We start from the raw sequence: 12,478 nt of genomic DNA, 5'->3' as shown, positions 1-12,478 counted from the left end.
TCTGCTGAGCTCGCCGCGCATGGCCTTGCTGGTGAAAGCCCTGCTGGGCCTGGCCGCCCTGGTAGGGATTTGCGCACTGGGCTGGCTGGTATTCCATTTGCTGAGCCAGGGCTTTTTGCCCACCCCGGCGCCCAGCCACAAAATCAAACACTGATGCACACGGCCATGCTCTGGCATGGCACCATCACGATTCCGGCGTCCGCATTCCGGCAGGACGTTCTTGAAGGACTTTTGCATGTACCGTTATCTGTCGGTGGCGGCATTACTGGGCTTGACCGGTTGTGCCGCCACGGTGGCCCCGGTGGCCCAGCCTGTTCCCGTTCCTGCTCCTGTGTTGCGCCCGGCCCCGATGCCGGACCCGCAAAGCCTGTTGCCCGCCCCCGTGGTCAAGCCGGTGACGCCTGCCCCGCTTGTTACCCCCGTCAGCAAGCCGGTGCCCTTGCCGCTGCAACCGGCCTATGCCAACGAGCAGGAAGGCAGCGCCTTGCTGGACAAACTGCTGCCGCGTGGCATTCCGGCGCGGCGCGAGTGGCATGGCGACATCATGACCGCCTTCACCCATCTGAAAATTCCGTATGCGCCGCAATACTTCTGCGCGGTGCTGGCGGTGGCGGAGCAGGAGTCCGGCTTCAATCCCGACCCGGTAGTCCCCAATCTGTCGAAGATTGTCTGGGGGCAGATTGAAGAGCGGCGGCAGAAGTATTTCATTCCCTCGCTGGTGGTGGATGCGGCCATGCTGAAGAAATCCCCCAATGGCCAGACCTACAAGGAACGGGTGAATGCCCTGCGCACCAAGAAGCAGATGAATGCGCTGTTTGAAGACATGATCCGCGAACTGCCGTTCGGCCAGACCATCTTCGAACACAAGAACCCCATCCGCGATGGCGGGCCCATGCAGGTGAGCGTGGCCTTTGCCGAAACCCAGGTGCGCGCCTGGCCTTACCCCTACAGCTATACCAGCTTGCGCGACGAAGTATTCAGCCTGCGCGGCAGCGTGTATTTCGGCACCGCCATCCTGCTGCAATACCCCATCAGCTATCCGGACATGGTGTACCGCTTTGCCGACTACAACGCCGGGCGTTATGCCAGCCGCAATGCCGCCTTCCAGCAGGCGGTGCAGCATCTGTCCGGACAAAAGCTGGCACTGGATGGCGACATCATGCTGTACAGCGACAAGATGAACCGTGTGCTGTCCGGTGCCACCAGCGACACCCAGCGCGCACTCAACGGCCTGGCCGGGCGCTTGCGTATGAGCCCGGACGAGATGGCACGCGATCTGCGGCAGGAAAAACTGGCGGCGTTCAGCCAGACCGAAGTCTACAAGCGGGTGTTTGCGCTGGCCGACCAGTCCGGCAAGGCTGCACCGCGCCAGATCATCCCGCAGATCGTGCTGATCAGCCCCAAGTTCACCCACCAGCTGACGACTGAATGGTTTGCCAGACGGGTGGATGGGCGCTACGAAAAGTGCATGGAGCGCGGTGGATTCCATTGACAGCAAGGGCGGTTCTCCCCTGTACTTGCAGACGGGTAAGTAGCGGGGAAACATAAAGATGGCTCAGCCACGAAACTGCCTGGTCGGCATGCTGCTGACCGGGGCGGCATGTTGTGCCACGGCAGGAGAACTGCGGGTACTGGTGGATGACAGTACCCAGATGCCACAGGCGAATATTGTTGATGAAACATTACAGGACGGCCTGCACCGCGATATCGGTCTCGCGCTGGCTGCCCGCTTGCAGCGTGCTGCCAGTTTTCGCGTCATGCCACGCAAGCGGCTGCTTCCCGCGCTGGAAGCGGGGCAAGGGGATGTGGTGTGCCTGACATTGCCTGAATGGATGCCGGGCAAGGATTTGCGCTGGAGCCAGCCCTTCATGCAAAACCAGGACTTGCTGCTCAGCAGCCGGGCAGCTGCACCGCGCAAGCAGTTGACGGCGCTGGCCGGGCAACCGGTGGGAACGGTACTCGGCTTTGCCTACCCGGAGTTGCAGGCCGCGCTGGGTGAAGGCTTTGTGCGGGATGACGCGCATAGCCTGGAAGACAGCCTGCGCAAGCTGGCGGCCGGTCGCGTGCAGCACGTCATCAGCAACCGGCTGTATCTCGATTACCAGCTGGCGCATGGCCTGCAACTGCCGCCCATGCAGCCGCATCTGGTGATCAGCAGCTACCGCATGCGCTGTGCCCTGTCTGCCCGCAGCCCGATCAGCCTCACCGCGCTGAACCGGGCATTGGGGCAGTTGCAGCAGCAAGGCGCATTCGAGCGCATGCTGCAGCATTACCGTTGACCATTTACCAGTTCAGCTGGTGCCAGCCCTGCTGGGCCGCCACGGCGGCAAGCTTGGGGTCGGCATTCACCGTGTAAGCCACATCCACCGCCTGCAGCAGCGGCACATCGTTGATGGAGTCGCTGTAACCATGGCTTCCGCCCAGGCTCTGGCCATGTTGTTGCAGCCATTGTTGCAGGCGGATCACCTTGCCTTGCTGATAAGTCATCACGCCATGCGTGTGGCCGGTGTAGCAACCCGCCTCGGTGGCCAGCTGGATGGCCAGGAAATCATCCGCGCCCAGAAAGCGCGAGATCGGCCCCACCAGATGCTCGCCGGTGGCGGAGATCACCAGCAAGGTGCGCCCCTCGGCCTTGTAGCGTGCCAGCGTGTCGCGTGCCTGATCGAACACGATGGGGGCGATGATGTCGGCAATGAAACGCTCCACCCACTCGGCCACTTCCTCCACGCTGCGTCCCTGCATCGGTTGCAGGGTGAAGTCCATGTAGTCCTCCATGCGTAATTCGCCACGGCGGTAGGCCGCCATCAGCTCGGCCTCGCGCGGCAGCATGTCGGCGGCGGCCAGACCATGTTGCACCATGAACTGCAACCACAGGCTGGAGCTGTCGCCGTCGGTGAGGGTGTCGTCCAGATCGAAAATGGCCAGCATCAACGCACCTCGCGCATGTCGTCGCGGCTGATTTGCAGGCGCACTTCGGTGCCGGCCGGCATCAGGTCGCTGGCGGTGCGGTTCAGCCGGTCCACTTGCAGGGTGACGCCCGCGCTTTCGATCTGGTAACGGATGATATTGCCCAGCAACTGGTGCTGGCGGATGGTGCCGGCCAGCGTGTCGGCCTGCTGGCTGTGGGCATCCAGCACGTGGATGGATTCCGGGCGGATAGCCATGTGGCCGTTGATGTTCAAGCCCAGCAGACGCTGTGTCTCTGCCGCGCCCAGCAAATTGTAATTGCCCATGAAGCGGGCCACGAATTCGGTGGCCGGTTCGGTGTACACCATTTCGGCGCGGCCTTCCTGCTCCACCCGGCCCTGGTTCATCACGAAGATGCGGTCGGACATGGTGAGCGCTTCTTCCTGATCGTGGGTGACAAAAATGGTGGTCAGGCCCAGACGGCGCTGGATGTCGCGAATCTGCTCGCGCAGGTTCTTGCGGATGCGGGCATCCAGTGCCGACAGCGGTTCGTCCAGCAGCAGGATGCGCGGCTCCACCACCAGCGCGCGCGCCAGCGCTACCCGCTGACGCTGCCCGCCGGACAGTTCGTGCGGATAGTGGTTTTCCTTGCCGGAGAGTTCCACCAGCTTGATGACTTCCGCCACCTTGCGGGCAATCTCCGCGCCATCGCATTTGCGCATTTTCAGGCCAAAGCCGATGTTCTGCGTCACGTTCATATTGGGAAACAGCGCATAGCTCTGGAACACCATGCCGATGCCGCGCTTTTGCGGTGACTGATGGGTGATGTCCTCGCCACCCACGCGGATGTGGCCGGAGGTGGGGGTTTCAAAACCGGCAATCATGCGCAGCACGGTGGTTTTGCCGCAGCCGGACGGGCCGAGGAAGGTGACGAATTCGCCCTGTTCGATGCTCATGTTGAAGTCGTGAACCACGACATGGTCGTCAAAGCGTTTGTGCAGATTATTGATGGTGAGGTAAGCCATGTGGTTTTCCTTGGATTCTGTCTGGGCTCAGGCCGTCTTGCGGGCCGGGCGGGCATTGCGGGCGAATACCTGGATCAGCCCCATCGATGCCCAGGTCACCAGGAAGGCGATGATGGCCAGTGCCGAGGGCTCGTAAGCGCGGTTGGCACCGATCAGTTGCAGGTAAGGGCCAAAAGCCGGGCGACCCAGCAGGCTGGCCATGGTGAATTCGCCAATCACTACCGCGAAGGTAAGAAAGGCACCGGACAGGATGGCCGACTTCACATTCGGGAAAATCACCTGCAGCAGGATGCTGGGCCAGCTGGCACCCAGGCTCTCGGCCGCTTCGGTCAGGGTGCGCACATCAATGGCGCGCAGGCCGGCGTCGATCGAGCGGTACAGATAGGGCAGGGCCAGCGTGACGTAGCTGCACATCAGCAAAAAGTCGGTGGCGCGGTCATTGCCGGTCAAGGGCAGCCAGGCGCTGCTGTTGTACAGCTTGAGGTAGCCGAACACGATGACAATGGCCGGAATCACCAGCGGCAGCAGGGTGATGAACTCCACCAGCGGACGCAGGCGTGGCAGCTTCAGCTGAATCCAGTAGGCCGTCGGCACCACCAGCAAAATGCCGACGATGATGGTAAGCACCGCCATCAGCGTGGAGTAGCCGAATGTGGCCTGAAAGCCGGGGTCGGACAGCACCACCTTGTAGGCTTCAAAGCTGTAGCCGTCGCGGTTCATTTTCAGGCTGAACTCGAAAGTGGCAATCAGCGGTAGCAAAAAGTAAATGGTGCCGATGGCAATGGCCACCCAGGCGCCCAGTCGCGATGTCGATTTCATTCACGCCCCCTTTCGGCGCGGCTGCGCAGCCAGATATAGCCGGCATTGGACAGGCCGGTCACCACAATCATGCCCAGTGCCAGTGCATAGCCCAGGTTCTGGTCGTGCAGCACATCGCCGCGAATCTGCGCGTACAGCAGGATGGGCACGATATTGAGCGAGCTGCCGGTCAGTGCGTAAGCAGTGGCTACCGCGCCAAAGGCATTGGCGAACAGCAGCAGGGTGGAGCCCAGGATGCTGGGCCACAGAATGGGCAGGGCAATATGCCACCAGTAGGCGACGCTGCTGCCGCCCAGGCTTTCGCAGGCTTCGCGCCATTCGGCACGCAGGCCGTCAATGGCCGGGGTGACAATCAGCACCATCAGCGGAATCTGGAAGTACAGATAAGTCAGCGTCAGGCCGATGAAGCTGAGGATGGAAAAGCCGGTGCTGTAGAGGTCGAAGTCGGCATAGTTGCGCAGCAGTACCGTCACCAGACCCATGCGGCCCAGGGTGGACAGAAAGGCAAACGACAGCGGAATGCCGGCAAAGTTGGACGCCACGCCGGAGAAGGTCATCAGCGTGGGGCGAATCCAGGCGGGCAGGCCGCCCTGAATGGCCGCCAGCGCCAGCAACAGGCCGATCAGGCTGCCACCCAGTGCGGACGCCGCGCTGACTTCAAAGCTGATCCAGTAGGCCGACAGAATGCTGTCGTCAAACAGTTTGGCAATATTGCCCAGGGTGAAATGGCCGTTGGCATCCTGGAACGCGCCTATCATCAGCGTGGCGGTGGGCAGGATGAGAAACAGCAGGGCAAACAGGAAAAACGGCACCACGCCCAGCCAGTTCAGGGCAGACGGTGCCAGTCTCTTGCGAGCCTGTCCGGCCTCGGGCGGGCAGTGTGTGACGGAATCGGGTGAAGTGGGCATCCGTGGTGCAGCCTCGTAAAAATGGGGAAGCCCGGCATGGGCAGGGGGTCTGCCGTGCTGTTGTGCTGCCTGGTGGGCAGGTCGGGTCTGTCCCGGTGACAGGATGGGGTAAACGTCATGGCCGCCGCAGCGGCCATGACGGCAAGGCCGATCAGCAGTGCAGGCTTACTTGACGTTGCTGCCCACTACGCTGTCCCACTGCTTGGTGATGGTGGCCTTGTAGACCTCCTGCTGTTCCAGCGTGGGGAACACGGCCTTCTTGTAGTTGGCTGCGGCCGGCAGCTTGGACAGCAGGTCGGCCGGGACTTTCTTGCGTGCAGCCAGGTCGTTGAAGCGGCTGGGGTGGCAGTAGCCCTTCAGCCAGCCCAGTTGGCCTTCGTCGGAGTACAGGTATTCCATCCACAGCTTGGCGGCGTTCGGGTGCGGGGCGTAGGCGCTGATGGCCTGTACGTACACGCCGGCCACCACGCCGGTCTTCGGTACCACCACGGCCACTTTCGGGTTGCCCTTCAGGGTGTCGCGGTCGGCCAGGGCGTTGTAGTCCCAGCGCACGATGATGGGGGTGGTGCCCTGGGCCAGCGAGGCAGCCTTGCCGATTACCGGCACGAAGTTGCCGTTCTTGTTCAGTTGCGAGAAGAACTTCAGGCCAGCGTCGGCAGCCTTGGCCGGGTTGCCGCCTGCTTGCGACAGGCCGGCAGCGTACACGCCCATGATGGCCTGGTTGGCGGTGCGCGGGTCACCGGCCAGCGCCACGGCATTCTTGTATTCCGGCTTCAGGAGGTCGGCCCAGTCAGCCGGTACCTTCTTGATGATGTCGGTGTTCACTTCGAAAGCCAGCACACCGTAGTAATCGCCGTACCAGTAGCCGTCCTTGTCCTTCACTTCGGCCGGAATGCTGTTCCAGGTGGATACCTTGTACGGCTGGATCAGGCCGGCTTCCTTGGCCTGCGGGCCAAAGGACAGGCCAACGTCGATCACGTCCGGTGCCTGCGGGCCCTTGTTGCCCTTGTTGGCCTTGATGGCCTCGACCTCGTCACCGGAACCGGCATCCGGGTTCAGTTCGTTCACCTTGATGCCGTACTTGGCCTTGAAGCCGGCCAGCAGGTCGCCATAACCACACCAGTCATGCGGCAGGGCAATGGTGGTGAGTTCACCTTCCTGCTTTGCCGCCTTGATCAGGCTGTTCAGATCCTGTGCATGCACAGCGGAAGCACCAACACTCAGTGCGGACAAAACAACTGCGGCCATCAGCTTCTTGTTCATTGGGACGATCCTTTGGACTAGGTCAATTGAGCAGGGCGATCTTAGGCAGTGCAGATGACGAGATGATGTGCGGCAAGTTTCAGTTGCGTGTCATTTGCATGAAGTCTCGGGGCCGACCTGTTCTGGCCATAATCCGACATGCTGTCGTGCGGCTGTCATACAGCTCTGCTAAACACTAAGCGGTAGCGCAATCAACGTGGACTAGTCCAGATCATGGCAACAGAAAATAATCAGACCCAGGTGGCCCAAATACGACAGTCCTTGCTGGCGCAGATGGCCGGTGGCCTGCTGCCACCGGGCAGCAAATTACCGGCAGAGCGCACTTTGTCGCAGCTGTTTGATACCACTCGCATCACCCTGAAGGACGCCTTGCTGGCGCTGGAGGCGGAAGGCTGCATTTACCGCGAAGAGCGGCGCGGCTGGTTTGTGGCCCCGCCGCGGCTGGAGTACAACCCGCAATACCGTGGCCATTTCCAGCAGATGGTGCAACAGCAGCAACGGCGGGTGGATACCCGCGTGCTGTCATCGCGCAGCATGGTGGCGGCACCGGAAATCAGCCAGCGCCTGCAATTGCCCGCGCTGGCGCGGGTGTTGCAAATCTGCCGCCAGCGCAGCCTGGATGGCCGGGTAGTGCTGTATGTCGAGCATTACCTGAAGCCGGAATGCTTTCCCGGCATCATGCGCGAGGATTTGTCGCAATCCCTCACCGAACTCTACCAGCAGCATTACGGCCTCCATTACAGCCGCTCGCGCTTTGACATCACCCCCACGGCGGCGCGTGGTGCGGTGGCGCAGGCGCTGATGCTGGCCGATGGCTCGCCCATCTTGCGCATTGCCCGCATCAATTACGACCAGCAGCAGCGCATCATCGACTGCGATATCGAATACTGGCGGCACGATGCCATCCGCGTGACGGTGGACAGCCAGCCGCAGGCCTGAGCCGTGTGCAGCGCCATACCGCCATGCCATTGGCCTGAATGGCTGGTTTGCAGCGCGAAAAAGGCATGAATTAACAATTGCACACAGTTTTCTTACAAACGCTTACCAAGTGATACAGCAGGGCAACAGACGCTAGCCGGTGTGCGGTGCATGCTGCAAGCACGATAACAACACTGGAGAATCCTGATGAAAACCCGAGTCCATCGTCTGGCCGGCTGGCTGTTGCTGGCCGCTTCTGTCAGCAGCCTGACTGCTTGTGTCGTGACTCCGACTCGTACCCAGGTCGTCTACAAGCCGGTGCCGGTCACGGTCCAGGCCCCTGTCGCGGTGCGCTGGAACCCGGCCGAGCATCCTTATTACGGTCATGCGATGAGCGATTTGCGCCAGGCGCGCGCCTTGCTGGCACGGCCGGATGTACAGCCGGTACAGGATGATGAGCGCTGGGCTGTCGGTGCCATTGACGCCGCGCTGCGCGAAATGACCCAGGCCTCCATTCAGGATGGCAAGAACCCCTGGCAGATTCCGGCCCCGGATGCGCGCCTGAACCCGACCGATCGCTTCCATCAGGCCCTGCAATTGCTGGAACAGGCGAAGCGTGATGCCAGCCATCGTGAGGACGACCCCTGGGTGCGCGATCTGCAAGGCCGCATCCTGCATCATATCGATGATGCACACCGCGCCACCCAGCAGGCCATTGCCGACGCCTTGCGCTAAGACCTGATAACAAAACCCCCGCTCCAGCGTTGCGCCGCCTTGTCGTACTCCATGTACTGTCTGCGGCGGCGCGCCTTGGCCCGGATGTTCTGCGAGGTTTGGTTCTCGGTTCTGAGCCCACCGTTTTTCCTGACGCACTGCAACAACAATAAACCCGCTTGCAACCCTGGGAGATCACTATGTCTACCTTGAAAAAAACACTGGCAACCCTGCTGCTGGCCGGTTCGGCCCTGCTGGCTGCTTCGGCGGCACAGGCTGACGACTGGCACGATAATGGCTGGCACCCGGACATGCGCCAGGACTGGCACGAAGGCATGCCCTGGCGCTTCGAGCAGCACCACTGGCACCCGGATGAACACCCTTACTACATGCATGCCATGACCGATCTGCGTCTGGCGCGCGATCTGCTGGCCCGTCCGGACCAGCCGCGTGTCGAGCAGGGCGAACACCGTGCAGTGGACGCCATCAACCAGGCCCTGCATGCCATGCACGATGCGGCCATCGATGATGGCAAGAACCCCTTCCAGCGCCTGCCGCCGGATGCCGAATACCGCCCGGACGACCGTTTCCACCAGGCACTGCGTCTGCTGGACAAGGCCAGGCAGGATGCCAGCCACGAAGAGGACGACCCCTATCTGCGTGGTTTGCAGCATTTCATCGTCAGTCAGATTGCTGCTGCCCAGCATGCGGTGAATGACGCCATCGGTGAAGCGCTGCGCTAAGCTGTTTACTGCCTGCCAGCCCCCGTCACAGCCATGCTGTTGCGGGGGCTTTGTCATTGCAGCGATGCCGCAGCCAACCGGGTTTTGCGCTACCATGCCGGCTGTTTGATGTTGACCAAGGATGCAACCATGACCCGCCTGCTCATCCTCTATACCGGTGGCACCATCGGCATGGACCACACCCCGGAGGGCCTGGCCCCCGTTCCCGGCCTGCTGCCGCGCCTGCTGGAGCGCTTCCGTACCCCGGCACTGGACTTTGACGTGGTGGAATACCCGCAGCTGATCGACTCCTCCGCCATTGTCCCGGCCCAGTGGCAGCAACTGATTGACGATCTGGCCACGCGCTATGCCGCGTATGACGGCTTTGTGGTGATTCATGGCACCGACACAATGGCCTACACCGCCAGCGTGCTGGCCTTTGCCCTGCAAGGCCTGGCCAAGCCGGTGATTGTCACCGGTGCGCAACTGCCGCTGGTCCATCCGCGTTCGGATGGCTGGAGCAATCTGGCCGATGCGCTGGAAGCCGCCAGCCAGCCGGATTTGCACGAAGTGTGCATCGCCTTCAACCGCCTGCTGCTGCGTGGCTGCCGTGCCCGCAAGCTGGATGCCGCCAGCTTTGCCGGTTTTGACAGCCCCAATGCCCAGGCCTTGGCCAGCTTTGGCATTCAGGCCCACTGGCAGCGCCAGCACTGGCTGCGTGTCAGCCAGCCTTTCCAGCCGGTGGCGCTGGATGTTTCGCTCAAGCTGGCTACTTTCTTCCTGACGCCGGGCTATGCCAGCACGCTGGCCGGGCAGGCCATGCAGGAGGGCGATCTGGATGCTGCGGTGCTGATGAGCTATGGCAATGGCAATACCCCGGCCGACCCGGTACTGCTGGATGGTGTGGCGGCGCTCAGTGCCCGTGGTGGTGCAGTCCTGAATATCAGCCAGGTGGTGCATGGCGCGGTGGAAGTAGGTGCTTATGCCGCCAGCCAGCCGCTGGCCCGCGCCGGTGCCATTGCCGGTGCCGACCTCACGCCGGAGGCAGCCACGGCCAAGCTGCTGGTGTTGCTGTCACAAGGCCTGCGTGGTGATGCCCTGCGCCAGCAATTGTCCACGGTGCTGGTGGGCGAGAGCAGCTAACAGCGCATATTGCTCAGCCATGCAAGGCGTGCCAGTGGCACGCCTTTTTTCTTGTTGACTGCATGCTGGTTTGCCTAAAAAAAAGGCAGCGTCGTTTTGTTCTGTCGCTTCAATGGTTTAGCAGATCTATCCACATCCCCTCCACATGGCGGTACACGGCTGGCGTGGAAAACTACGGCTATTGCTCAAAAAACAGGCAGTGTTGCAAAGTCGTTTCAATCTCAGTGACTTAGCTGTCTTGTCCACAGTCCACACACAAGCCTGTCCCCGCTGCTTGTGTAAAAACAGCAGCCACACCGCTTGTGCTTCTGCGCCGGACCAGCCTCATCCACAAGAAGCGGCTTTGCCTAAAAAATAAGCAATCAACAAAAAATGTCGCGGATTCATGCACTTGCCCCACTTGCCCACAGGCGATGCACAAGCCTGTCCCCGCGTGGTGTGTAAAACCCTTGTCTGGCCTGCATTGCGCTGGGTTTTTGCCCATGTCGGGCCATGACAGGACAGTTAAATGGTGGTGCCGGCCAGCAGTTGCGTGGATTGCCTAAAAAACAGGCAGCGTGGAAAAGGACAGCCGGATCATGTACTTAGCCAATTTGCCCACAGACCGTGCACAAGGCTTTCCCCGGCTGGTGTGCAAAAATGCCGGCCAGACGGGAAAACCGGAGGGATGGCCGCCTGGAAGTGAACAACTGCTGGGGATCAAAAGATTGCCTAAAAAACAGGCAATGGCAAAAAGCCATTGTGGTATCAGCCACTTGCCGCTGTTTTCCACAGCTCGCGCACAGGGCTGTCCCCGCCAATGGTGAGAAAAGCGCTTTGTCCGGCACAAAACGTCGGCAAGACTACTGGCAGAGGGGCAAGCCGACGTATAATTACACTCTTTGGCAGCAGGTTTGCCGTGAGCATCATTCACCGAATCGCCGTGGTCGGGCCGGAGTCCTGCGGCAAGAGCACCTTGTCGGCCCAGTTGGCCGCCAGCATGCAGACGCAAGGCATGCGCGCCGTCCATGTGACGGAATATGCACGTGACTACTACGCCAATCGCCCCTATCAGGTGGCGATGTCCGACATCGAAGCCATTGCCCACGGGCAGTTGCAAGCGGAGGAGGTGGCGGCCCGGCAGCACGACTGGCTGATCTGCGATACCACGGTGCTGACCTGCAAGATATGGGCGGAAGTGGCATTCGGGCAGGCATCGCCCGCCTTGTTGCAGCATTACCGCCCGCACGACTATGAGCTGACCCTGCTGACGGCGGCAGATATACCCTGGCAGCCCGATCCGCTGCGCAGCCATCCCGCAGAGCGCGACTGGCTGCTGGGCTTGTATCAGGCCGAGCTGGCGGCGGCGGGCATTGTTCCGGTCTTGTTGCAGGGCAGTGAACAGCAACGTCTGCAGCAGGCCTGGCATGCCATCCGGCAACTGCCACAATGGCTTGATGGTTTGCCTAAAAAATAGTCAGCCGGCACAAAGCCTTTGGCATTCAATGGCTTGTCCTGTTTTTCCACAGGCCGCTCACAGGCCTGTCCCGCCGCCGGGTGGAAAACCGGTGGCAACTGCCTAAAAAAAGGGCAGTGACGGATTTTGCTTTTCGCTCAAACAGTTGCAGGCCTTGTCCACAAGCGGTGCACAAGCCTGTCCAGAATGGATGTGTAAAAATGAACGAAACCTTTGCCTTGCGTAATGACTACATCGCGCTGTGCGATTTGCTGAAAACCTGCAGCGTGTGTGCTTCCGGTGGCGAAGCCAAACATTTCATTGCCGAGGGCAATGTCGCCGTGGATGGCGTGCAGGAGCTGCGCAAGACCTGCAAGATCCGCCCCGGTCAGGTGGTGAGCGGCGACGGTTTCACCATCACGGTGGTGGCGGCCTGATGAGCGAGGCCGAACTGCCGCCGGATGACGACCCGATGCCGCAGCCGCCGTTTGAAGTCACCGACGACATGTGTTGCGGCAGCGGTTGCGACCCCTGCATCCTCGACACCTATTACGCCGAGCTGCGCGACTACCGCAGCCGGCTGGCCGCCTGGCAGGCGCGGCACAACAAGGACGGACAATAAGC

The 12,478-nt window shown here is 61.3% G+C and carries 15 protein-coding genes; 10 read left to right on the top strand and 5 right to left on the bottom strand.

Features of this window, described 5'->3' with window-relative positions; translation table 11 throughout:
* The first annotated feature begins 235 nt into the window (after positions 1–235).
* Both AWT75_RS16860 and AWT75_RS16855 read left to right on the top strand, forming a co-directional pair.
* Complete coding sequence (locus tag AWT75_RS16860) at positions 236–1,492, top strand: DUF1615 family protein (protein ID WP_062790641.1); 1,257 nt, start codon at positions 236–238, stop codon at positions 1,490–1,492.
* Positions 1,493–1,550: 58 nt separating this feature from the next.
* Positions 1,551–2,279 carry a substrate-binding periplasmic protein gene (locus tag AWT75_RS16855; protein ID WP_082696167.1) on the top strand — a complete coding sequence of 243 codons (729 nt, stop codon included), beginning with the start codon at positions 1,551–1,553 and terminating at the stop codon, positions 2,277–2,279.
* Positions 2,280–2,283: 4 nt separating this feature from the next.
* Here the strand turns inward: AWT75_RS16855 and AWT75_RS16850 are convergent, their stop codons facing one another.
* The 5 genes from AWT75_RS16850 to AWT75_RS16830 form a co-directional block, all read right to left on the bottom strand.
* Positions 2,284–2,928 carry an HAD family hydrolase gene (locus AWT75_RS16850; protein ID WP_239689632.1) on the bottom strand — a complete coding sequence of 215 codons (645 nt, stop codon included), beginning with the start codon at positions 2,926–2,928 and terminating at the stop codon, positions 2,284–2,286.
* Entirely contained in the window at positions 2,928–3,932 is a 1,005-nt protein-coding gene (locus AWT75_RS16845) for an ABC transporter ATP-binding protein (RefSeq protein WP_045845565.1), read from the bottom strand. The genes AWT75_RS16850 and AWT75_RS16845 overlap by 1 nt, the downstream gene beginning before the upstream one ends.
* A 27-nt stretch (positions 3,933–3,959) precedes the next feature.
* A complete protein-coding gene (locus AWT75_RS16840) occupies positions 3,960–4,751 on the bottom strand; it encodes an ABC transporter permease (RefSeq protein WP_045845566.1) in 792 nt (263 codons plus the stop codon).
* Positions 4,748–5,659: an ABC transporter permease gene (locus AWT75_RS16835; protein WP_045845567.1), complete on the bottom strand. Its 912-nt coding sequence runs from the start codon at positions 5,657–5,659 to the stop codon at positions 4,748–4,750. Before AWT75_RS16835 ends, AWT75_RS16840 begins: the two co-directional genes overlap by 4 nt.
* 165 nt (positions 5,660–5,824) lie before the next feature.
* The gene (locus AWT75_RS16830; RefSeq protein ID WP_045845568.1) at positions 5,825–6,922 is read right to left on the bottom strand and encodes an ABC transporter substrate-binding protein; all 1,098 of its coding nucleotides are present in this window, start codon (positions 6,920–6,922) and stop codon (positions 5,825–5,827) included.
* A gap of 213 nt (positions 6,923–7,135) precedes the next feature.
* On the opposite strand from AWT75_RS16830, the gene AWT75_RS16825 reads away from it, so the two are divergent.
* From AWT75_RS16825 to AWT75_RS16795, 8 genes are all read left to right on the top strand, one after another.
* A complete protein-coding gene (locus tag AWT75_RS16825) occupies positions 7,136–7,861 on the top strand; it encodes a UTRA domain-containing protein (protein WP_062790635.1) in 726 nt (241 codons plus the stop codon).
* A 186-nt stretch (positions 7,862–8,047) separates the two neighbouring features.
* Positions 8,048–8,575: a hypothetical protein gene (locus AWT75_RS16820; protein WP_062790633.1), complete on the top strand. Its 528-nt coding sequence runs from the start codon at positions 8,048–8,050 to the stop codon at positions 8,573–8,575.
* Positions 8,576–8,754: 179 nt separating this feature from the next.
* The gene (locus AWT75_RS16815; protein WP_062790631.1) at positions 8,755–9,297 is read left to right on the top strand and encodes a hypothetical protein; all 543 of its coding nucleotides are present in this window, start codon (positions 8,755–8,757) and stop codon (positions 9,295–9,297) included.
* Between the two features lie 129 nt (positions 9,298–9,426).
* A complete protein-coding gene (locus AWT75_RS16810) occupies positions 9,427–10,419 on the top strand; it encodes an asparaginase (RefSeq protein ID WP_062790643.1) in 993 nt (330 codons plus the stop codon).
* 578 nt (positions 10,420–10,997) lie between these two features.
* A complete protein-coding gene (locus AWT75_RS21380) occupies positions 10,998–11,225 on the top strand; it encodes a hypothetical protein (RefSeq protein ID WP_153013363.1) in 228 nt (75 codons plus the stop codon).
* A gap of 92 nt (positions 11,226–11,317) precedes the next feature.
* Positions 11,318–11,875, top strand: a complete 558-nt coding sequence (locus AWT75_RS16805) for an AAA family ATPase (RefSeq protein ID WP_062790629.1) — start codon at positions 11,318–11,320, stop codon at positions 11,873–11,875.
* Positions 11,876–12,075: 200 nt separating this feature from the next.
* Positions 12,076–12,291, top strand: coding sequence for an RNA-binding S4 domain-containing protein (locus AWT75_RS16800; protein WP_045845571.1), 216 nt, complete (start codon positions 12,076–12,078; stop codon positions 12,289–12,291).
* A complete protein-coding gene (locus AWT75_RS16795; protein ID WP_045845572.1) occupies positions 12,291–12,476 on the top strand; it encodes an oxidoreductase-like domain-containing protein in 186 nt (61 codons plus the stop codon). The genes AWT75_RS16800 and AWT75_RS16795 overlap by 1 nt, the downstream gene beginning before the upstream one ends.
* The last annotated feature ends 2 nt before the right edge of the window (positions 12,477–12,478 follow it).

It is taken from the genome of Aquitalea pelogenes (genome assembly GCF_001515305.1).
GTDB classification, from domain to species: Bacteria; Pseudomonadota; Gammaproteobacteria; order Burkholderiales; family Chromobacteriaceae; genus Aquitalea; species Aquitalea pelogenes.
Note: the sequence above shows the minus strand (reverse complement) of the source record. Positions and strands in the feature narration are given on the sequence as shown.

Coding starts and splice junctions, on each gene's coding strand:
- AWT75_RS16815 (WP_062790631.1), top strand. CDS start 8,755: ATGTCTACCTTGAAAAAAACACTGGCAACCCTGCTGCTGGCCGGTTCG.
- AWT75_RS16795 (WP_045845572.1), top strand. CDS start 12,291: ATGAGCGAGGCCGAACTGCCGCCGGATGACGACCCGATGCCGCAGCCG.
- AWT75_RS21380 (WP_153013363.1), top strand. CDS start 10,998: ATGTACTTAGCCAATTTGCCCACAGACCGTGCACAAGGCTTTCCCCGG.
- AWT75_RS16800 (WP_045845571.1), top strand. CDS start 12,076: ATGAACGAAACCTTTGCCTTGCGTAATGACTACATCGCGCTGTGCGAT.
- AWT75_RS16830 (WP_045845568.1), bottom strand. CDS start 6,922: ATGAACAAGAAGCTGATGGCCGCAGTTGTTTTGTCCGCACTGAGTGTT.
- AWT75_RS16810 (WP_062790643.1), top strand. CDS start 9,427: ATGACCCGCCTGCTCATCCTCTATACCGGTGGCACCATCGGCATGGAC.
- AWT75_RS16825 (WP_062790635.1), top strand. CDS start 7,136: ATGGCAACAGAAAATAATCAGACCCAGGTGGCCCAAATACGACAGTCC.
- AWT75_RS16860 (WP_062790641.1), top strand. CDS start 236: ATGTACCGTTATCTGTCGGTGGCGGCATTACTGGGCTTGACCGGTTGT.
- AWT75_RS16855 (WP_082696167.1), top strand. CDS start 1,551: ATGGCTCAGCCACGAAACTGCCTGGTCGGCATGCTGCTGACCGGGGCG.
- AWT75_RS16845 (WP_045845565.1), bottom strand. CDS start 3,932: ATGGCTTACCTCACCATCAATAATCTGCACAAACGCTTTGACGACCAT.
- AWT75_RS16820 (WP_062790633.1), top strand. CDS start 8,048: ATGAAAACCCGAGTCCATCGTCTGGCCGGCTGGCTGTTGCTGGCCGCT.
- AWT75_RS16840 (WP_045845566.1), bottom strand. CDS start 4,751: ATGAAATCGACATCGCGACTGGGCGCCTGGGTGGCCATTGCCATCGGC.
- AWT75_RS16850 (WP_239689632.1), bottom strand. CDS start 2,928: ATGCTGGCCATTTTCGATCTGGACGACACCCTCACCGACGGCGACAGC.
- AWT75_RS16835 (WP_045845567.1), bottom strand. CDS start 5,659: ATGCCCACTTCACCCGATTCCGTCACACACTGCCCGCCCGAGGCCGGA.